At 39.2% G+C, this 21064-nt stretch carries 26 protein-coding genes; 17 read left to right on the forward strand and 9 right to left on the reverse strand.

The genetic code is table 11. The annotated features are described in order from the left end of the window. The 12 genes from IEW05_RS06310 to IEW05_RS06365 all read left to right on the forward strand — a co-directional run bounded on the left by IEW05_RS06310 (position 1) and on the right by IEW05_RS06365 (position 11841). Positions 1-4230, forward strand: coding sequence for a hypothetical protein (locus IEW05_RS06310; protein ID WP_188536877.1), 4230 nt, complete (start codon positions 1-3; stop codon positions 4228-4230). Beyond that, complete coding sequence (locus IEW05_RS06315; protein ID WP_188536879.1) at positions 4231-4761, forward strand: phage tail domain-containing protein; 531 nt, start codon at positions 4231-4233, stop codon at positions 4759-4761. Between the two features lie 18 nt (positions 4762-4779). Further along, a complete protein-coding gene (locus IEW05_RS06320; protein ID WP_188540748.1) occupies positions 4780-5178 on the forward strand; it encodes a phage tail fiber protein in 399 nt (132 codons plus the stop codon). Positions 5179-5191: 13 nt separating this feature from the next. Further along, positions 5192-6859 (forward strand): hypothetical protein, encoded by a 1668-nt coding sequence (locus IEW05_RS06325; protein ID WP_188536882.1) that lies wholly within the window; start codon positions 5192-5194, stop codon positions 6857-6859. After that, positions 6859-7152 (forward strand): hypothetical protein, encoded by a 294-nt coding sequence (locus IEW05_RS06330; RefSeq protein ID WP_188536884.1) that lies wholly within the window; start codon positions 6859-6861, stop codon positions 7150-7152. Before IEW05_RS06325 ends, IEW05_RS06330 begins: the two co-directional genes overlap by 1 nt. After that, the gene (locus IEW05_RS06335; RefSeq protein ID WP_188536885.1) at positions 7152-7292 is read left to right on the forward strand and encodes an XkdX family protein; all 141 of its coding nucleotides are present in this window, start codon (positions 7152-7154) and stop codon (positions 7290-7292) included. The genes IEW05_RS06330 and IEW05_RS06335 overlap by 1 nt, the downstream gene beginning before the upstream one ends. Positions 7293-7310: 18 nt before the next feature. Beyond that, a complete protein-coding gene (locus tag IEW05_RS06340) occupies positions 7311-7499 on the forward strand; it encodes a hypothetical protein (RefSeq protein WP_188536887.1) in 189 nt (62 codons plus the stop codon). Between the two features lie 38 nt (positions 7500-7537). Continuing rightward, on the forward strand, positions 7538-8092 hold the full coding sequence (locus tag IEW05_RS06345) for a hypothetical protein (protein ID WP_188536889.1): 555 nt from the start codon (positions 7538-7540) through the stop codon (positions 8090-8092). Between the two features lie 83 nt (positions 8093-8175). Next, a complete protein-coding gene (locus IEW05_RS06350) occupies positions 8176-8697 on the forward strand; it encodes a phage distal tail protein (RefSeq protein ID WP_188536891.1) in 522 nt (173 codons plus the stop codon). An 11-nt stretch (positions 8698-8708) separates the two neighbouring features. Then, on the forward strand, positions 8709-10910 hold the full coding sequence (locus tag IEW05_RS06355) for a phage tail spike protein (RefSeq protein ID WP_188536893.1): 2202 nt from the start codon (positions 8709-8711) through the stop codon (positions 10908-10910). A 41-nt stretch (positions 10911-10951) separates the two neighbouring features. Continuing rightward, positions 10952-11512: a stalk domain-containing protein gene (locus tag IEW05_RS06360; protein ID WP_188536895.1), complete on the forward strand. Its 561-nt coding sequence runs from the start codon at positions 10952-10954 to the stop codon at positions 11510-11512. Positions 11513-11577: 65 nt separating this feature from the next. Further along, positions 11578-11841 carry a hypothetical protein gene (locus IEW05_RS06365; RefSeq protein ID WP_188536897.1) on the forward strand — a complete coding sequence of 88 codons (264 nt, stop codon included), beginning with the start codon at positions 11578-11580 and terminating at the stop codon, positions 11839-11841. Here the strand turns inward: IEW05_RS06365 and IEW05_RS06370 are convergent. Next, the gene (locus IEW05_RS06370) at positions 11833-12216 is read right to left on the reverse strand and encodes a DUF2513 domain-containing protein (protein ID WP_188536899.1); all 384 of its coding nucleotides are present in this window, start codon (positions 12214-12216) and stop codon (positions 11833-11835) included. The genes IEW05_RS06365 and IEW05_RS06370 overlap by 9 nt on opposite strands. Positions 12217-12299: 83 nt before the next feature. On the opposite strand from IEW05_RS06370, the gene IEW05_RS06375 reads away from it, so the two are divergent. Next, a complete protein-coding gene (locus IEW05_RS06375; protein WP_188536901.1) occupies positions 12300-12521 on the forward strand; it encodes a hypothetical protein in 222 nt (73 codons plus the stop codon). A 136-nt stretch (positions 12522-12657) separates the two neighbouring features. On the opposite strand, the gene IEW05_RS06380 is transcribed toward IEW05_RS06375, so the two are convergent. After that, positions 12658-12918 (reverse strand): hypothetical protein, encoded by a 261-nt coding sequence (locus IEW05_RS06380; protein ID WP_188536902.1) that lies wholly within the window; start codon positions 12916-12918, stop codon positions 12658-12660. A gap of 157 nt (positions 12919-13075) precedes the next feature. On the opposite strand from IEW05_RS06380, the gene IEW05_RS06385 reads away from it, so the two are divergent. The 3 genes from IEW05_RS06385 to IEW05_RS06395 are packed head-to-tail and all read left to right on the forward strand — an operon-like array spanning position 13076 to position 14501. Further along, positions 13076-13348, forward strand: a complete 273-nt coding sequence (locus IEW05_RS06385) for a hemolysin XhlA family protein (RefSeq protein ID WP_229753279.1) — start codon at positions 13076-13078, stop codon at positions 13346-13348. A 2-nt stretch (positions 13349-13350) separates the two neighbouring features. After that, positions 13351-14262, forward strand: coding sequence for a peptidoglycan recognition protein family protein (locus tag IEW05_RS06390; protein WP_188536904.1), 912 nt, complete (start codon positions 13351-13353; stop codon positions 14260-14262). 17 nt (positions 14263-14279) lie between these two features. Next, positions 14280-14501: a phage holin gene (locus IEW05_RS06395; protein WP_188536906.1), complete on the forward strand. Its 222-nt coding sequence runs from the start codon at positions 14280-14282 to the stop codon at positions 14499-14501. A 158-nt stretch (positions 14502-14659) separates the two neighbouring features. On the opposite strand, the gene IEW05_RS06400 is transcribed toward IEW05_RS06395, so the two are convergent. The 7 genes from IEW05_RS06400 to IEW05_RS06430 all read right to left on the reverse strand — a co-directional run bounded on the left by IEW05_RS06400 (position 14660) and on the right by IEW05_RS06430 (position 20550). Next, positions 14660-15886 (reverse strand): phosphoribosyltransferase family protein, encoded by a 1227-nt coding sequence (locus IEW05_RS06400; protein WP_188536908.1) that lies wholly within the window; start codon positions 15884-15886, stop codon positions 14660-14662. Next, positions 15867-17123: a DNA-protecting protein DprA gene (locus IEW05_RS06405; protein WP_229753280.1), complete on the reverse strand. Its 1257-nt coding sequence runs from the start codon at positions 17121-17123 to the stop codon at positions 15867-15869. Before IEW05_RS06405 ends, IEW05_RS06400 begins: the two co-directional genes overlap by 20 nt. Positions 17124-17449: 326 nt before the next feature. Further along, on the reverse strand, positions 17450-17947 hold the full coding sequence (locus IEW05_RS06410; protein ID WP_188536910.1) for a hypothetical protein: 498 nt from the start codon (positions 17945-17947) through the stop codon (positions 17450-17452). A 29-nt stretch (positions 17948-17976) separates the two neighbouring features. Next, positions 17977-19032 (reverse strand): MBL fold metallo-hydrolase, encoded by a 1056-nt coding sequence (locus IEW05_RS06415; RefSeq protein WP_188536912.1) that lies wholly within the window; start codon positions 19030-19032, stop codon positions 17977-17979. A 93-nt stretch (positions 19033-19125) separates the two neighbouring features. Beyond that, positions 19126-19338: a hypothetical protein gene (locus IEW05_RS06420; RefSeq protein WP_194434096.1), complete on the reverse strand. Its 213-nt coding sequence runs from the start codon at positions 19336-19338 to the stop codon at positions 19126-19128. A 44-nt stretch (positions 19339-19382) separates the two neighbouring features. Further along, positions 19383-19547 carry an aspartyl-phosphate phosphatase Spo0E family protein gene (locus tag IEW05_RS25915; RefSeq protein ID WP_188536916.1) on the reverse strand — a complete coding sequence of 55 codons (165 nt, stop codon included), beginning with the start codon at positions 19545-19547 and terminating at the stop codon, positions 19383-19385. 214 nt (positions 19548-19761) lie between these two features. After that, positions 19762-20550: a hypothetical protein gene (locus IEW05_RS06430; protein ID WP_188536918.1), complete on the reverse strand. Its 789-nt coding sequence runs from the start codon at positions 20548-20550 to the stop codon at positions 19762-19764. A 230-nt stretch (positions 20551-20780) separates the two neighbouring features. On the opposite strand from IEW05_RS06430, the gene IEW05_RS06435 reads away from it, so the two are divergent. Beyond that, a complete protein-coding gene (locus IEW05_RS06435) occupies positions 20781-21062 on the forward strand; it encodes a hypothetical protein (RefSeq protein ID WP_188536920.1) in 282 nt (93 codons plus the stop codon). Positions 21063-21064 lie beyond the last annotated feature (2 nt).

The following is a 21064-nucleotide window of genomic DNA, read 5'->3' on the forward strand; positions in this document are numbered from 1 at the left end:
ATGAGCATTGAAATTGGAGAGTTAAGGGCTAGAATGACCGCTGATGCTCAAGAAATAAAGGCAGAAATCAAGAACGTGAAGAAAGATATTGCTGATCTTGGTGAGCAAGGTAAGAAAACAGCCGGTGATATAAAAAGTGTTGACTCAGCATTGGGAAAATTAGGTTCATCCAAAGAACAGATTACTCGTCTTACTGCTGTTCTGGACAATGTAAATGCAAGAATCGAGCTACAACGACAGAAGCTTGCTATGTTAAAAGAGTCATACAACAACACTTTTAACGCAGCTGCTAAATCTAAGTTGCAAGAGCAAATATTGAAAACTGAAGGTACTTTGCTCCAATTGACACAAACGTCAGATAATACCGCAAAAAAGATATGGACGCTTGAGGATAGCCTGAACCAGGTTGCTGATGGAGGACAACAGGCAGCAACAGGTATGGACACCTTGGACAACGTTCTAAGAGATATTGGATTAAGTGCCGAGCAGATTAAGATCGTAAAAAAAAATCTGGATGGTGTGGATCCGACCAAGTTAGATCACCAACTTGACGAGTTAAGCGTTGCTCTTAAAAAGTTGGGCATAGACAGTCAACAGATAGAGAAGATCACCAATGAATTACGCGGAACAGAATTGGAGGCTACTAAGACCAAGCAAGGAATTAACGGATTAGCATCTGGATTGGCTGCTCTCGGTGCCGGTGCTGCTACAGCGAGAGCAGCCAATACGGTTAAAACTCTCGCAAGTGAAGCACATCAATTGGCTATTTCTTATATGGGTCTAGGAGAAGTAGCTAAATCATTCCACGTTGATACAGAAGAATCCATTAACCTTGCTGAAAAACTTGCCGATCGATGGGGACTTGATAAAGGTGTATTGTCCGATACGGTAAAAACTTACCTATCACTTAATATGTCTCTCGATGAAACAGAGAAGATTATTACTGCCACTGCTGATGCTGCTGTATATAACCGTGAAGCTCATTTATCTTGGGGAGATGCGATCAAGCAGGTTTCACAAGGTATTAAGTCCGGCAATTCTAATCTAACTGATGCTGCAGGTATTACGACCAATTTATCAGTCATGCAGGATCGTTACGCCAAATCTATTGGCACTACCGCAGCAAAACTAACTGAATCACAGAAAGTACAGGCTGCATACAACGGAATGATGCAAGAAGCTTCGTTATTCGCGGGAAACGCCGATTCAGCTATGACCGGTTATACAGGTACACAGGCAACTTTTAATCAAACCATTGAGACAGCTCGTGTTGAACTCGGAGAGGCATTTCTACCAGTGATACAAGACCTGATGGAAATGGTTACCCCAATTATTAAAGACTTCTCGTTATGGGCCAGTGAAAATAAAGAAGTAGTCGCAGGTATTGCGGCAGCAACGATAGCAGTAGGCGGATTAATAACGGTTTTAACGACTGCGATCACTGTGGTCTCTGCTTTAAGAATGGCATTTGTAGCCTTAAATATAACAATGGGGCCAATTGGTTGGGCTATAGCCGCCTTTAGTGCAGTGACATTAGGAGTGACTGCGTATACCTCCGCAGCTTCAGAAGCATCAAAGGAAGTCCAGCAACTCGCATCTAGCCAAGAAGAATTGAACAGAAAATTAAACGAATCACCTTTTAGTCGTTCAGTTGAGGACTTAAAAGGACTGCAGGATACAGAAAGTGAACTGAATGTGATACTTGAGGAGCGTATCAAATTACGTAAACGGCTTGATGAACTTGATGGTTTAGGAATTGAATTGTCCAGGGATCGTGAATTATTGAATGAAGCTAGAGAAACTAACGAAGCAATCAATCAACTAGATAAACGGATAAAAGGATTGGGATTTAAAAATATTGAGGACGCAACAAAGAGACAGAAGGAGCTAAGAGAAGAAATAGAGGATTCGATTCCAGCTCTTAGAGAAATGGAACGGGAGGAATTGGCCACCGTTGCAGCTAAAGTGAAACATGTAGATAAGGTTAATGCACTCAAAAAGGAATATGAATCGCTTAATGCAAAGGTAAAATTATCAACTGAAGAGAAGCAACGGCTTAACGACGTTGTCCAAGCGTTAACCAAAGAGTATCCGGGTTTGTTAAGTAACTTGGATAAGGAAAACCGTTGGCACATTAAAAATTACGATTCGTTAGGTGACCTGATTCAAGCCGAAAAGGACTCTATCGCAGCTTCTGCGGATGCTTCTAAAAAGCGGCTTGCTAACTGGAAGACGGAAACAGAAGCGAAATTGAAACTAGCCCGGATGCAACTAAATGCTTTAGAAGGTCTTGATAACCCAAGTAAAGTGATGAATAGTAAGATACCAGCGGCAGTAGGTGACGTTTTAGAACGAATACAAAAAGGTACGGCAGCGAATGTGCAAAAGTCAATCAACGGGTATCAACTTGAAATTAACGAGATTGATAAGGACATTCAGGCAATTACAGAGGGGGCTTTTGATAAGTTTGTAACTGGAGCGGGCGATTCGGCTGCTAAAGATAATAAAAAAACTAAAGATAAGACTGGAAAGTCCGCTGCTGAAATCGCCCGTGATCTCCGGAAACAAGCATATGATACCGCTCTTGCTACTGCGCAATATCAAGCTGAAATGTATGACTGGACAGCAGATCAGCAAATTAAAGCATACGAGAAAATTCGTAAGCAGCATCAACAGCATTTGAAAGAGTCAATTGATGACGAACGGCAAATGAATCTTCAACTAAAACGGCTGCAAGAAGATAGCATACAGTCTCGTTATGACTTTTCGGCTGAGTGGATTAACAGAGAAGAGGGACGAATGGAGAAATCGAGCAAGACGGAAATAGAAATTGCTCAAATGAAAGTAGATGCCTGGACCCGAGTTCGTGATCGCTACGATAAGGATTCTGAATATTATAAAGAGGCGGATGATAAACTTTTTGAATCTCGAAAAGCTCTAATCTCAGCTTTAGAAAAGGCAATGAAGGATCTGTACTCTTCTACTTCTGATTTTTTGAAACAAGAGGAACGTAAGTTGGAAGAGTCCGGAGCATCTGAAACCGAAATTGCCCAGATGAAGTTGGAACTATGGACTCGTATCAGAGACTCTTATGCCAAAGCCAGTGATTATTATAAGCAAGCTGATGAACAGGTTTATCAGGCTAAGAAGAATCTAATCTCTCAAATTCAAAAAGATAATGAGGCTGCTCGTAAAGTTGAGAAGCAGTCCATTACGGATGCCAAGAAGCTCGAACTTGATGCTATTACTGAACGGAGAAAGGCGTACACAGACGATATCGATGAGCGAATCGCTGCTATTGATAGACTCATTAAGGCTGAGGATCGTCTCAATTCAGAACAGGATTATGAATCGCTGCTTGCTGAAAAGAAGGCCAGACAAGCCAAGTTGGAGGACGCTGTAAGCCCAGAAGGTCGCCAGGAGTATGCGGATATCACAAAAGAGATTGAACGTATGGAGCTGGAGCATAGCCGGGACATTCGGAAACAGAATTTAGAGGATCAGAAGGAAGCGCTCCAAGATGAAAAGTCAGAGCGTGAACGGGCTTTTGATAAAGAAAAATCTGATGCAGAAGCTCATTATGATGCTCTTACAGATGCACTGGAGAACTATCAAGATGATGTGAAATTAATGGAGACGGGGCTACAAGATTTTAGAGTGGATGCTAGTCAAACGGCCAATGCCCAAATCTTATCTGACCTTGATAGTTTCGTATCTGCATATAACAGCAAGTTAGCATCTCTAACAACTGTTTCCGGTCCATCCCAACAGAGCTCCGACTTACAAGAATACAATGCCAACAAAGATGCCTATGATGCTGCAAAGCTTCGAGGAGACAAGGCAGAAATGGAACGCCTTTCAAAACGAAACGATGCTATACGTAAGCAATATGGTATCGAAAAGGACACAGGTAAGCTGGATCAACTACCCAGCTATGATGTGGGAGGACGTGTTCCAGGTCCTGATGGATCACCGATGGCAGCAATTATTCACGGCGGGGAGGCAATCTTTAATCCGCAGCAGTTAGACAATCTATTTAGGATGTTGGAAGTACCACGGGCATTGCCGGTATTCGACCGTTCTGATTCCAAGGGACAAACTGTTATCAATAATAATTTTGATATGTCCGTTGGCACGGTGGAGGTAGCAGATTCAGCAGATGCCGAAATACTTTACACACCTCGAGAACGAACCGCTCGTCGATTAGCTACTGTGGGAGGTGGGAAATAGATGGATGTATCTGTGAATGGAGAATGGACTTCTACAATTGGAGCCACACTTGTCGAACGAAACATCCCAGGTCTTCCCGAAGCACAAGAAAATATAGTAGAGGTTGCAGATCGGGACGGAGCTCTTGATTTCGGCAGCACATACGCGCCCCGGCCAATTGGCTTGGGCTTTTTTATTACCGGTGATTATGATACGACAGTTTCATTGTTGATGCGGATGTTTAATACGCGGCGAGGTCTACTTGATCTCGTCTTTTCTGATCGTCCAGGTAAACATTACTTCGCGGAGTACCGTGGGTCTATGAGTTGGGACAGTTCCACCGGAAATCGAGTGATAGAAATCCCTTTGAAAATGTATGACCCGTTTCCGGAGAGTGATGAGAGGATCATAGAGTTGACAATTATCCAATCACCTCAGGTTATTAGTATTGAATCAAATGGAGATGAGCGGGCCAGTTATCTGATCGTACTTACGAATACTGGAACAACTACACTCAGCAGCTTCAAGATTTCAAATGAATATGAAAAATAGGAGTTGATCTTCTTGGCAATGCAAATATCGAATTGGTTATCGGCTCAGTTACTTAACGCTGTACTTAGAAATACGACTTTCACACCGCCTGAAAAGGTCTATTTAGCATTATATACTTCTGACCCAACGGCAGCAGATACAGGGCAAGAAGTAGTCGGAGGAGGATACTCACGCCAACTGATCACTTTCTCAGCCCCTGTTCTGGAATCAGGGAAACAAACTGTGAAAAATAATGAAAATATAGAGTTTTCGAGTGCATCAGCCGATTGGGGCTTAATTACTCATACTGCGTTACGCACAGCAGCAACTGGGGGCAATTTATTATGGAGTGTCCCTATACCGAATCAGCGTACTATACAGAGTGGGGATAAACCGAAGTTTTTAAAGGATGGCACATTAGTTAGGTTCAATCAGTAAGGAGGTGTTTTAATTGGCACAATCGGTTATGTATCCACCACAATCAAATAGTCCTGGAACTGAGTTGGCATTAGAAATTACAAGTACATCTACTACTATTACAGTAATAGATGGTACCGCGCTTCCGGCAGCTCCCAACACAGTGACTTTGGGTACTGATGATACAGCAGAGACAATTGTTTATGGTTCCAAAGATGGCAATACATTGTCTGACATTGTTCGGGGATTTGATTCCACAGTAGCCAAGGGATGGAGTGTCGGCACTAAAATAGCACGGTATTTGAATGCACAAGATATATCAGCTTTACAGCATAATATTAATGACCTTAATGACCAATTATCCGATATTTCTCCAACTAGTATAGGGGCTGAAACCCCAGAGGGGGCACAGGACAAAGCTAATAATGCAAAGACAGCGGCAATGGAATACACTGATGAGAAGGTAGGCGTTAAGTCTACTGGTGCTTCAAACCTTTTGCCAAACTCTACAGGGTTACTTGGGCTTGAGTATTGGACAGGTGTTACTTCTGGTGTTGTTGCTGCTGAAATTTATAAAGATGAACGTCCTGCGATATTTAAGTTTACCAATACAACGGTTGCGGCTGGTATGGCTAATTTTGTTTCTGTTGCCCCCGGTGGTCAATATACCGTTTCAGCAGACTTTTACACACTAGGCCAAACAGGAACCTTGGGATTGCTTGTTTACGCCGGTACTGATACGTCAAATTTGCTTGGTTCTTTTATTGCAGATGTGAATAGTGATTGGCATAGAAAGTCTAAAACATATACAATTCCTGCTGGTGTAGATACTATCACTATTCGACTGACTTCTGGGGTTGGTACTGGTAGTGGTAGATTAGTAAGCCGCATCATGTGTAACGTTGGGGCTGTTGAGTCTGCTTGGAATGATATTAGCTCATTTAGACACGCCCAATTAAAAGTATCTAGTGCAGAGGTATATGGTCTGAGGGTCCTTACAGATAAGTTACAGTTTCAAAAATCGGACAATACTTGGGTTGATGTCGGCGGTGGTGGCGGCGGTGGGAAAGTGCCAACAACTGCTAGTCGTATGTATTATGTAAGTCCAACTGGTAATGATGCAAATGATGGGCTTTCGGAAGCCACACCTTGGAAGACTATAGCACGTGCTACTGAATTCTTTGAGTCCTTGATAATTAATCATCCCACTTCTCTTGCGATAAAAGCTGGAACTTATAATGAAGGTGTTTTGTTGCGTAATATTAGTGGTTCGTCAAGTATCACTATTACGGGTCGTTTTTCAAGCGATATAGCCAATCCAAAGATAATCAACATCATACAAAGTTACTCTACCTGTCGTATTGCTTTCAGTAACTTAGATCTTACAACGGCTTCCACAGCCATACAGATATACGGTGGGTTCACTACAGACTTAAACGGTGTTGTTTGTACAACTGCATCATCTTCTTATGGATTGCTTGCGTTTTATGGTGCACATGTAACTATGACAGGCTGTACCATTTCAAACAAACAACAGGCTCTTTCTGCGCAACAACTTTCACAAATTTTTTCTAACGGTAATACGGGTACTGGTAATGCTATTGGTTTACAGTCGGCTACTGGTTCCACAATATCCAAAAATGGCACACAGCCTACAGGAACTACCGCCGAAATTCAAACTTCTGGAGGTATTATACGATAATGAAAACACTAATATTTATCGGCGAAACGTATGAAGCTGAACGCATAGTCAAAACGGCTAACTCTATAACCGGGTACAATGGCAATGACGTTATATTCGCCTTTCGTGGTATTTCGGATTTTAGTGGATTTGAAATTGATGGAGAATGGGATGATCCAGAACTTAGCATAGAAGACACACTCGGTAATCTTTTGTTTGAAAGTGCTCTCGACAAAACAACCATAGCAACATTGGAGGACACAGTAGGAAATCTCTTGCTTGAAGTTGCTCTAATGAAGGGAGGCGCGGCATAATGTGGTATACGACAATAAAACGATATTATGATAATGGACATCCCGCATACACGGTGGAGAGTTTGAAAACATTCGTTGTCGCTAAGATGATCACAGTGGAGCAGTATAAGCAGATCACTGATGTAGAATATGCAGCGTAACCAATAGGGGGTAAGAGCATGTTCGAGACTGAGGAATTAAATGAGCTTAGTCATATTGTACTTTGGGCATTATCAGAGGGATATATCTCTTCCATTGATAAAGACAGCGTTCTGGAATCCATAATCAAAAAGCTTCCAATCAGTCAGCGCGATTTAAACTATGTTCATGAAATATCAGGTTTAAATTATAATCCAAAGGATTTTTAATCCCATTTCTTGAATTAATATGTCAAGAGGTGATCACATTGGATGACAGAACAAAACCAATTTTTCTGAGAGAAGTCCAAAGACAGATTTCGTTCGCAGAGATAGCTACCGAAGAAATGATGAGTATTACGGAATCAGTAATTAGTAACAGTGTTACCGACCCTGAAAAGATGCAAACCTTATTTTGGTATGCCGCACAAAATCTACTGATCTCATTAGCGAATATCTCAAAAGTATTATATCCTTCTAAGAAATATTACCGTCGAGGAGATGCGCTTAGAAAAGAATTATCTTTGCCCGTTGAAAATGTATTCAAAAGTAGATTATTAAGAAACTCATTTGAGCATTTTGACGAACGAATTGAAGAATTCTTTATGTCGGCAACAAAAGGAAAAGGGTCAATTTTTATTGATACAAACATGGTAGAAATCAAAATAACCGGTTTGGATATGCCAATTGCGTATATGAGGAATTATTTGCCTAGTGAACGAACCTTGTACTTTCAAGATGTAAAGTTAAATCTTGATACGGTACAGACTGAACTAAATGAATTAAAGGAGAAATTAAACAAACTTATCAAAAGCGCCGAATAGGGCGTTTTTATTTTGCCCTCGTAGCCGATACGGGGGCTATTTATCGCAAAGGTAAATTTTCCTTACCCGAGAGGAGGGGAGGTATGTTCAACCTAGCAGCATTTAACCGAACACCGTTTAATAGACCATTAAGTATAGAAACCTTCTTTACTGCAATATTTGAGGCAGACTCTGAACTTGTATTAGGGATCAACTTAGACATGGCAATGGATGCTACATTTGAAATAAAAACAGAGATTTTAGCATACATGACCAGAGAGACTCCATTCAAAGCCTTGTTTGAAACCAGCACAGAACTTTTAACAGGGATGATTCGTGAGAGAATATTCAGTGCTAAATTCGAACCGTCTACTGAATTCATTTCTAATCAAAAAATATTTCATATTGAAGAAATAGAGTTTGTTGGAGAATTTAAACCAGGTGATAAAATCGTGATCGATAGTGAAAAGTATAAAATCACACGTAACGGTGAAAATGTCTCACATTTATACAATGGTGATTTCTTCGACTTAAATTTAGGGATCAACAACCTTACCTGGACTGACCCGGTCACTGGGAGAACGGTTCTCTTTAGGATTACGTACCGGGATAGAATGTTGTACTAAGGAGGTGAAACATGCCGAACCCTACTATGAAAGTCTTTGATAAAAACTTTAAGCGTGTCGGTACCCTAATTGATGCCTATCAAATCGAACGAAGAAGACGACTCAATAGCGATTATGAGTTGTCTTTTTTAGTTCCCATGTCCAGTGATGATTATCTCGAAAAGATTCAGCTTAAAGGTCATGTCATGGATGAACGTGGTCAGTATTATGTAATTAATACTAGGCAGCGGCAGCGGGATAAGAAGAAGCTAACAGCTCTAATCACTTGTACACATATCATGTTCAAAATGAACGATTACAAAGTTCCTTATGATGACTATGTTTCTGAAGCTTACGGTGTTCATATTTCCACGCTGTTGGACAAGATCAGCGCCTGGACTGGTGGGCGCTTTACGTTCCAGGTACATGACACATTTGATCTCTGGGACATCAAAGACTTTGGGCGGACAAACGCACTTGCTGCTCTTAATCAGGTGATTAATCTTTTTGGCGCTGAGATCCGTCCGGATAACTTTGTGATTCATGTTCATAAAAAGATAGGTTCCGATAACCGGTTTGAATTCCGGACGAAAAAGAACATCATCAAAGATTCATTTAAAGATGATGGAACTAATCTTATAACTCGTATGTACGCTCAAATGAAAGACGGACTTACATTCCGAGGTCTCTCTATCGATCATCTGACAGCTGAAGAATTAAGTCTGCTGCAATCTGTTCCCGGTGCAATCCAGAATGGCAAGATCATGGTCAACTATCTCATTTCCCCATACGTAAATTATTGGGGTAGTGATTCGGTTCCGTATTTTGACGGGGAAAACGTCCAGCAGGATATTGAGGACCCGGTTGAGCTCCTTAAATCCACACGGGACAAGCTTCGGAAAAAAGAAACGCCTGAGTTGGAGATTACCATTGATTCGGCTGATCTTCATAAAATAGATCGTGACGAGCATCCACCTGATTTAGGTGACGCAGCCGCTGCATATGATCCTAAAATGGATATGCACCGTATAGCTGTCCGAATCATGGAGCTTATAGAGTATCCTTACTCGATAGATCAGCATACCAAGGTAACATTGGCCAACTTCGCCCTTAAGGATGACATTGACACTATAGCCGACCTAGAGCGATCTAAGAGGGTAATGGAGAACCTATTATCTGGTGGCCGGATACGGACAGAAGTATTTGAAACGTTCGCTAGGCAAGCTGTCATTGATGTTCATAACTCCAAAACTGAAATAATTTATGATTCCCGAGGAATTATCCTTCAAAGCCGAGTAAATCCACTAGGCCAGGTCATTATGACTGCAGATGGTATCATATTCAGCCAAGATGGAGGGGTAACAGCCAATACCGCCATTAATCATAAAGGCATTGCGGCCCCGGCTATTGTTGGCCAACTCGGTTCATTCGTATCGATGTTAATCGGCAACGGAAATGATATAACCCAAATTAATACCAAAGGCATAGCTGCAGGTCATGCTGATTTTAATAGTGCGCCATACCAGGTAGACATGAAAGGAAATGTAATAGCCAATAAATTAACTGCTAACTATGCTCAGATCAAGAGCTCCAGTTTTTCAGAGGGTGCTATAGTAGGTTCATCTATCAATGTGGGTAATGGTAAGTTTGTTGTTAATACGATGGGTAGTGTTTATGCTGCAGACGGAACCTTTCAAGGGACGATCAATGCGAAGGGTGGAACGTTTGAGGGAAATATTTATGCCAGTGGAGAAATTATTGGCGGAACCATTACGGGAGCTTTAATTAGGACTGCAAGATCAGGAGATAGGATAGAGCTAGATTTGAATGGGTTTGTATTTTACGATAGTGGCAATGCCCGAAGAGTTTCACTTGGAACCAACCAAGTAGCCGGTATATCTGGACATACCTATTACAATTCATCCGGGCAGTCACAGGGACTTATATATGCGGTAACCGATGAACTGCATGTGATTGGTAATAGGAGTCTACGATTGGGTGCAAATGGCGGTGCAATCTACTTGCAGGGTAATGTCGCATTTTCCCCAGGCGCTTCTGTTACTGGGTTAAATTTATCTATTTCAGATATTGCTGGGCTAAGAACTGAGCTAGAGTCCATTAAGAATCTGTTAAACAGTCACAGGCATAATGTTACAACAGCTCACCATAACCACGGCAATTCTCAAAACCAACCGAATACAGGTGGTGGAACCTTTACCACTACTACTCTGTAAGGTATCATAAAGGGTAAATATACCAACGGAGGTAGTAGTCCATGAAAAAGTTTGCTTACATGGCAGGAGCATTTATTCTCGGAATCGTGGCCGCTTCATCTGCCGGAACTGTTTCGGCGCAGGTCAAGTCTTTGATCGGTCAAAAAGTCACTGGTGAATACACAGTGTTTGTGGATGGTAAAGAGCTATCAGATAAGGGTGCGGTTATTAACGGCAAAACTAATGCTCCTGTCCGTGCTCTATCGGAAGCTTTAGGGGTAGATTTGAAAGTGGAAGGTAAGGTGATTCGTATCGCAACAAGCAATACATCAGGAGCAACCGACACACAAAGCACGGGACCTGTAAATAGTGATAACAAGTACATTGGTGACTCAAAGGAATCTCTATTAAAATTAAAGAGTAACTTGGAAAATGATACGTTAAAGATTCTAAAAAAGGAACGGGATGAGGTCCAAACTGAAATCGAAACGCTTAAAAAATTGTGGGACAATCCTGATCTATCAGCTAAAGAAAAACAACTTAAACAATATGATGACGATATAGCCAAATACACCAAGGAGCTTGAACAAGTTGAAGAGGCTCTGAAGCTCCTTGAACAATAACATACCACTACACTAGGTCTCGCTTATGCGAGGCCTTTTATTATGCCCTCAAGGAGGAAAGTTAAATGTCTACGGATCGAATTGAAAGTGCTCGCCAATATTTGCGAGCACTTGAGTTATATTCCTTGTACTTTGTGGACCATAGCGAACTCGTAGAAGCAGGGCTTTTGGATGCTGAGACGCAAATGCCGACAAGTAAAGCACATACCTTTATTGATAACACGCATAACGATGAGCGATGGAAGAAAGTTAAAATAACAGCGGACTCCTTAGATGAAGCAGTTCAGTTAGCTGATCAATTTGCATGCGAAGATATAGGTTTACTCTAATCCTATTGCTTTTTTTGCATAAGATTCGGCTAAACTCGCGAGTATATTTAAAGCGACCATTCCAGAGGATATAGCCTTTTGCTTAACTTTATTCCAACGAGAATTATCCCGAATATTATCTAAAAACAAATGCCCAGCATAGGTTAAGCCGCGTATTTTCGGGATTCTGCCGACAACTCCAACTAAATCAGTACCAACTGTTTCGATAAATCCAGCTTCTCGTAATTTAATTGAACAATAAAGAACTTCATCATATTCATATTTTTCTAAATCATCATGCTTATGCAGTTCCGTTAGAAGAACACAGGCATCTACTTTCAGTTCCGATTCAATTGTTAAGAGCATTTCACGAAAACAATCATGGTTTAATTTCAAAATTTCACCCCCCTGTAGTTTTGTTTCGACAATATAAGGTGGGTTCCCTTTTTCGGAATTACTTTGATTTTAACTACAAGGAGGTGAATACTCTGGCAAAACTCACGAAAATTGACGTATCGATCGATCTCGGACAACCTGTTCAGGAGATTACAGATATTACATCTTTGATTATCAACGCTCATCCAGGACGACAATTGGAAATACTACAGGCCGTAGATCAGCACATCGGCGATGCAATGGCAGCGCTAGAAAAAGCTCAACAGCCGGTGGAAGAAAATACGGAAACGGACAGCGCCGAATAGGGCGTTTTTATTTTGCCCACAGAGTTTATCTTGAGGTAATTTGAAGGAAGGAAGTGATGGAATTTAGATCTTTATGAGTGAGTAAATTCCAATGCTGAGAATGTTGATTTTAAAATTCAATCTATGGAGGCAGGGGCTATCCGATGGAGTATTCCTTCCAAGGAATACCCTGAAAATCAATGCTAGCTAAAAAATTAACAATATCTTGTTTTCCATGATACGTAGGTATACCATTGGAATTCTGTGCCATCAAAACAATTGGAATACCGAGAGGAAAGTATGGCCTAAACTTACTTCTCACTTCCTCGCGTTCTGCTGAATTAAGAATATGAGACTTTACTATAACAATAGCAAAGGTTACACCTTGTTCTCTAACTACAGCGCCTTGATATTTCAACGTTGTTATCTCCTTTCATAGAACTTATAGGAATAACGATCAATATTGTAATTCGCCAAATTGGAACGATTTACCTTTCAGTTCTTGTATGTAGTTATTATTTTTGAACGATTAACATTATTTTTCTTTGTCATCACTGTTACATGAGGAATGTCTAATGAAATTAGAACGGGGGGGAATGGGGATGCCAGATCCGCAACTGGAAACTTTACAACGGGTAACGCGAGTCGAGACAAAGATAGACAATATCGAGGAAAAGCTAGACACCATGATTGATGCAAAAGCAACAGCTAACACAGCATTAGATCAGGCAAAGTCAGCACATAAAAGACTGGATCAAATCGACAAGATCATTTTCTGGCTCGTTACGACTGTAGTTGGTGCCGTAATACTTGCGATTATAAAACTCGTCACCGAAGGGAGAGGTTAAGATTGGATACAACAAAATATAATATCGAGAGACGTTACATCAATAAGCGTCAAAATGTTAGGCCAGGTACTCGGCTCACAACCGGGACGCCGGCCTTTTTTGTTGCTCATGATACAGGTAATCCTGGAGCATCTGCAGATAATCATTTCACTTACTTTAACAATCTCAAAGACCGTAGCGCTTCTGCCCAGGTATTTATTGATGATTCGAAGATACTGGAGATCATCCCTACGGGTACCGGTTCGGATCCGGGTGAGAAAGCCTGGCATGTCCTCTACAACGTAACCACAGATAACGATCGGTTTGGATACGACAGCAACGATGCCGCTTTAGGCATTGAACTTTGTTATGGTGGCAAAATCAACTTCGCGGAAGCCTATAAGCGGTTTGTTTGGTACCTGGCTTACTGCTGTGATAAGTGGAATAAGAATCCTTCAACTCATATTCCAACTCACAAACAACTGGATCCGTCCCGGAAGAGTGACTGTGATCAGGCGCTAAAGTATGGCGGGAAAACCCTCAAGAACCTGATTACAGATGTAGCTTCAGAGCTGACCACATCTATCAATGTACCTGATTTTGTACAACTGCCGGCACAGGAAGCACAATGGTTAATCGACGAGTACATTTCTCCTGCATGGTTCGAATCTCAGCGGGCAGGGGACGAGGTCGGCAAGACTCATTTTCACAACCTTGCGAGTAACCTTCGGATGGCATCAGGTATCCCACTTAAAGCAGGATCACCGCCACTACCAATCGCTAAGCTACCTAAGAGCAATACCCAGGAGATTATTTTTCGTTGGTTATCTCCGGGATGGTTTAAGTCTAAAGCGGAGGGAAACGACGATCTAGCAAAGCATTTCAATACAGTTGCTAATTCATTGCGGCGAGCTGCAGGTATTCCAATAGAATAAGAGAGGGGAATTATTAAATGAATAAGAAAAGATGGCGTAACTATGCACTATGGATTAGTGTTGTATCTCAGGCGTTGCTATTAATTCAGCTTGTCGGACACTTGACAAGAGGCTTTGATCTAACAGAAGTGATGAAACAAGACATACTAACTATCGTGGATGTAGCGCTAGGGCTATTGGCTTCATTGGGAATCGTGTCTAACCCAACGAAGCCGAATAGTAGCGGGTATAACTTATAAATCTTTTGGTATAATAAGATTTACTTTTGTTTTTCATAATTGAATCCTTATGATATAAGTTCATAAATAGTGAAGCCCAAGGAAGCCCACAAATAAAATCGTGGGCTTTTTGCACAAATTCAGTTTATGAAATTATTGTTTGTATAAAAGATACTGAATTAAAAATCTATCTCCTCTAATTCTTCTGTTTCATTAAAAGAATTGCTAGAATTTATTCTTCTCCAACCAAGATTGAATGCGAGAATTTTATTACAGGTCCTATTGAAAAAATTGCTACATCCAAAGAATGCACCTTTTCCATTCTTGTTTATTCTTAATTGAAGTATACCACCACATTTATCAGGGCACATTAACGGTTGGCGCTGAACAGGAAACAGACTATCAAATTGATTAACGGCAAGGACTAGTATAGTTACACTTTTTGCACCTTTGTTCATTAATGTTTTGGCGCACTCTCCTACAGTAGCACCGGTTGTGAATATATCGTCAATTAATAGTATTTCTTTTCCTACTACATCTTCAGTAGCACGGAATTTACCTCTTACATTAATCCGTCTTTCTTCACTATTTGCCTGTTGTTTTTGTTTTGGGAAATCTTCCAAGCATAATAAATAATCGCTAAAGTTATTTATTTGTTCATACATTGAAAGTTGAGAAAGTAACATTCCAAGTCTGTCGCGTTCGTCACTTGGTCTTGGAGGAACGCGTGTAATTCCATCATATTTAGTTCTCTTAATTATTGGAACAATCAACTTCCAAAACAATTCATTTTGAGAAGAATCAGTTTTGCTTTTCCTCAAACGGTGAGAAAATTGATGGATTCTGTGTTTATGATGCTTAGTGCCGAAATAACGACCAAGAGAAATGACATTTATATTGAATTGATCATAAGATAAATTGAAATTGAATATCCTTCCAGAGTCAGAAAAGGAATTATCTCCGATGATCGTTGTTTTAACCTCAGAAAAGTATCCAGGATAGTTTTCAAGGGTGGTCTTTAATTCTGTAATGCTGGGAGCAATCAAGTCGGGCATATGACCAATGTGTTCATACAATATAGATTGAGTTATCATAATTGTTCCAATAGGCTCATTAATAATACTTTGAATTGTCAGGGGATTTGAAGTTACAAAGGCAATTTGATTGAGTCTTAGATTAAGACAATTTACTGCTTGTTTTAGTAAGCTTTTAATAAAATAACTGTTATTTTTAATGAGTATTTTTGAACGAGAGGAAATGACACCCTCTAATAATGAGGCCTCTTCATCTGAACTTATTAGAAAAACGCATTGGTATTTCTCATCGAGTTCTATCCATTCACTTAATAAAATGTCAGGCTTAATATCAATAATTAAACCCTTTAAATCATTCACTTCCACCAACATTTTTCATCCCTACTTCTTCATTAAATAGTGTTAACTGCTTAGGTGAATCCGTCGAGTTTTTCTGAATGATGTTGGAAGTCTCAAGCTTTGAAATTAACTCATCTATTTTTGAAAATTTTTCTGCACCTTCCTTGACGATATACTTATGTGGCCACTTTAACTTGTTATTTTCGAAGGCGCTTTGAGGGATAAAGACTAGTCGATTTTGTTTTAAAGCATAGTCAGCTTGTATTAATGCCCCACTAGTTTCACCAGCTTCAATTATTACTGTTGCAAGGCTGATTCCACTCATAATGCTATTTCTGAGTGGGAAGTTCCAACGTTGAACAGGAGTGGATGGAGCAAATTGTGATATAACTAGTCCTTTTTCTGCAATCGAATCTTGCAGTTTTGAATTTTCACTTGGATATTTTTTTGTTAGTGGAGTACCAATAACAGCAATTGTAGGATTATTATTTTCGAGAGCTGCTTCATGCGCACAACGATCAATACCTTTAGCAAGACCTGAAGCAACGACAATTCTATATTTTCCAAGAGTTGCAGACAGTTTTCTAGCTCTTTTTTCTCCTTCTTCTGAGGGATGTCTTGATCCGACAACAGCAACGGTATCATACATGAGTAAATTTGGATTTCCTCTCATGAATAAAAATGGAGGAGCTTGTTCAGTTTTTTCTAATATTTTTGGATATAAATCTTGCCCTAACTTAACAACAAAATCAGTAGGGGAAAGTTGTTCGAATCCTTTGTATGTTGTTTTATATGCTTGCAATAAAGTTTCAGACGGGAGACTCATTTGTTCTGAGATTAATCTTATATTATTGGGTAATGGTTCTTGTACGTTTAACAATGTAGCAAGGTGTTCGAAAAAAGGTTTTGCTTTCTTCATTGAGTTCTTCATTAATGATTGAATAGCAAAATAATTGATTGCTTCAGTAATGATATTACGATCATTTCCAAAGAGTATTTGATTGTCGATGTTGTTAACTATATTAGTTTTTAGTTGAGGTTTACTAGTAGACTTTTCCTCAAACATTGAAAGTTCTTTTACTCTTTCTTCTAAATCACTTTTTAAAAAGAGTGAACCCGCCTTTGCACTTTTGATAGGTGAAAGTTTTCCAGTTTGAACAAGCTGATTTAATCTTTGATTTGAAATATTCAGGAATTTAGCAGCTTCACTAGTAAAAAAAATTTCTTCAGAAATGAATTTTTTTACTTCTTCCATTCCTTCAAGTTTCACTGTGGACACCTCACATTGAACAAGGTTTTTCTCTATCTTAACCTAAGAGTTGACGATCATCAATAGTTAGTTTCAATATATCCTCTTTTTTTGAATCTATACTAAGGACTATTACCCAAAAAGTATATTTTTTTGATTCTTTATAGAAATTATCCTCGTTACAGGCTTAATCTCCTCGTGAGGTATCCACAATGAATCCTTGGCTGTTTCTTCAGAGTTATTAACATGTTGTCGATTGTAAACAGTTCCTAAAGATCTCATTTACTTCATTATCAGAAAACTCCAGTTGCAAATAAAAAGGAACCTTCTAACCTGCTCCTTTTTATTTAAAGATCTACTTCTTCTCCAGTCGAGATATCCATCTTAGTTATTTTCCCACTTGATTTATTAACGTAAAACCAGCCATAGGTTGCAATATGATCTTCAAAATCTTCGTATACCCGAATGACATATTTCTTTTCATCACTACCATCGAACATAAAGTGTAATTTATACTTATCAGCATCCTTTTTAATTTTGCTATAAAGAATATTCATTGCCTGTTCTTCTGTTAATTCAATTTTAGGTTTTTTTCCTATGTATATATTTTCCTTGACGATACTGGTTTCTTTTCCTATTAATTTTCCAACACTATTAATAGGGATATAGGTTGTGTTTTTATAAACGATTGTTTCAATTGATGATTTTTTTATTCCATCAAAATAGACTACCATTTTTTTGAATATGACAGTTATATTTGTTCCATTTGCTGCCATGACAGATGTACCAGTTAACAATGAACCGATTATGATTCCGAGCATTAACCCCTTCAGTTTGTCCTTCATTAGTATGTCTCCTTAAAATTAATATTTTATCATTTCTTAGTTGTAACAAAAGTGATTTTACTGCCATCACTGATAGCTGTTATAGTTCCTTGTTTATCAGTTCGATAAGTCACTGCATTTACATTATTTAATCGTCCAAGTATGCCAGAGTCTGGATGACCGTAACTGTTTTTACCCACGCTAATAATTGCATAATTTGGTTTTACGGCATCTATAAATGCTTTACTTGTAGAAGTTTTTGAACCATGATGACCAACTTTTAACACATCAGCCTTCAGATCAACTCCATCTGCGAGCATGTCATTCTCAGATTTTGACTCAGCATCACCAGTGAAGAGGAAAGAAGTATCTTTATAAGTAATTTTTAAAACTGCACTCCAAGCGTTTAGATCATCTGCATAATCATTTACGGGTGCCAAAAAACTGGCATCGACCCCATCTATAGTTAATGAGACTCCGGCCTTTGCCGTTTTGATAGTACGTCCTTCGGTTTTTACTGCGGTCAGAAAATCCTTAAAGGTGTCTGTTGTATGTGAAACCTTAGGGGCATAAATTACTTGAACATCAAAGGCTTTGAGTGCATCGTCCAATCCGCCGATGTGGTCAGCATCAGGATGTGTAGCGATCATAACATCAAGTTTTTTTACACCAAGACCCTTTAAGTACTTAACAACATTTTTCCCTTGATTATTGTTACCACCATCGATAAGTATGTATTGTCCTTTTGGGGTGCGGATTAGAGTTGAATCCCCTTGAGCTACATCTAAATAATAAACTTGTAGAGTGCCAGCTGGTTGCAATTTAGGAAGAACTAACCCTGTTGGAGATGTGATGGACTTCTCTGTTTTGGTATCTTTTTTAGTTTTTTCTTTAACAGTAGTTTTTATTGTTTCCTTCTTAATGCTTCCATCTGAGTTATGGTAGTGGTATTCTCCGGTTTTAAGTCCCCATTTTGCACAATTTGTTCGGCATGTATGTCCTCCATTTGCATCTGTTCTTCCAGGGTGAGCATTGGCTAATTCCAAGGGGATGAGTGAACAGAGCAGAATAAAGACTGCAAATAAAGAAATAAGTTTATTTTTCATATCAAACCTCCATTACTTTTGATTTAAGTCTATCAAAGGCAGGAATTTGTTTCCATAGGTTTCATATTTTCATAGGTTTCATATTTTTTCTTATTAATTTTTAAAAGGAATTATCCTTGTTACATGCTCAATCTCAGAAACTGGTATCCATATAATACCTTCATTTGTCTTTATCTGTACTCTCTTCGGATCGGTTCCCCAATTTGGTCGGCCTAAAATAATTTCTCCATCCATAATGGTTAAGACAACATCATGACCTAATTTTTCAGCTAGTTTTAGTTCGCGTAGCATATCCACTGGAATCACCTTCAATTATTTCTGAAGGAGCCGCTTTCGCGACTCCCTCTTGATTATCTGCCAGTTTTCTGTAGTTGATAATATTCGTTTATTGCTTTATCTAACTTCTCACTTAACTTTATGATTTCTTTATCAACTAGTTTTTTGTACGTGTATAATTGGTTCAACTCCAAGCGGAGTTCTTCAATTATGTTGTAAAGATCACACAAATCGAACATCTCCTAATATTAAAATATCTATATTAGACGTTCGCTGTGCACTTGCGTCCGTGTGCGCGGATCTCACCATAGTACTGTCCGCACCAGGACTAAAGTGATAATATATAATTCGATAAAAAACTACTTAATACCTCCTAAATAGATAAATTATGTAAAATTATGCTGTGATTTGTGAACAAAAAAAGGAGCCGTATACACGGCCCCATGATTATTGTTATTTACTTAGAGTATATTCATCTACTTCAAAACTCAGGATGTTTTTAAATATTACGTAGTCAACTCTCTTTGTGAATGGCCCTTTGTTGTTAGTCTGCTTATCTATACCATATTTAGCTGGTCCTGAACCGTTTTCCTTTGAATCATACCAGTTCAAGAATGAATTAACTTCACTTATTGAAAGATCGAATTCTTTCTCCAAACCAGTAGTCATTGTAACCGTTAGAATTGCACGATCTCCTGAAGGTTCTGGAGTAGGAGTGGGTTCAGGTGTTGGAGTCGGTGTTGGAGTCGGCGTTGGCGTTGGCGTTGGTTCAGGATTATTAGGATCAATTGATAACATATCAATTTCATAAATATCAACATCCTGATTCCCTGTAGGTGAAAGTGTTAAGTATTGCCACACACCTGCAGTAATTGTTGTAGCTGTCCCATCGGGTATTGTGTAATGATAACTTACGTCAGTCCCACCAATATAAGATTTGTCAGATTTATATAAATTTACTCTGAGTTTATTTGAGGAAGCTTTGATACGTAATGTATTGACTGAATATCCTTGACCAAGATCAATTACTAAAACGTTCCCTTTATGGAGAGTGTAAAATGTTGTTTCGTCGTTGTCAGTTGCAAGTGATGTCTCTTCAATTGTTGGGCCTCCAAAAGTAGATGATATTGTCGCTATTTTTCCATTAGCGTAGCCCCCAGTATACGCATTAGCAGACATCAATGGAATTATTAAGGCCATAAGTAAAGCTAAACACAAAAATAAACTAATTTTTTTCTTCATATGTATTCTCTCCTTTAATAGTTATTTGCACAACTTACGTTACTTACTTTCGTGATCCATGTCTAAACATATTTGTCTATATCTGCAAATTAGTGTTTTACTTTCATAAATCGCCACAAAAAGACCAATGAGACATTACGTCAGAGTGATCTTTTTTTTCCATTGCATAAAGGATATAAAACATCATATAATACAAACAAACGTTCGTGTTATTTAGAGGTGATGAAAGTATGTTATCTGATCTAGAAAGAAAACTACTGCGTATCTTGTATAATTTTTCTTTGAAACAACGAAGGATGCCAAACAATACTGAATTAGTCCGATTAACCGGCCGAAGCCAGGCGGAAATTATGAAGGGACTCAGAGGACTAGTAGAGCAGAGTTATATCTTTTGGCCTGACAATCCAGACTTATCAACCATAGTAATCCTGGAAGCTTGGGATCGGGATGCGCCATTAGAAACCTCGAAATCAAATGGGTCATCTTATTTAGATTACATTACGAGATATTAACA

The organism is Paenibacillus segetis, from assembly GCF_014639155.1.
GTDB classification, from domain to species: domain Bacteria; phylum Bacillota; class Bacilli; order Paenibacillales; family Paenibacillaceae; genus Fontibacillus; species Fontibacillus segetis.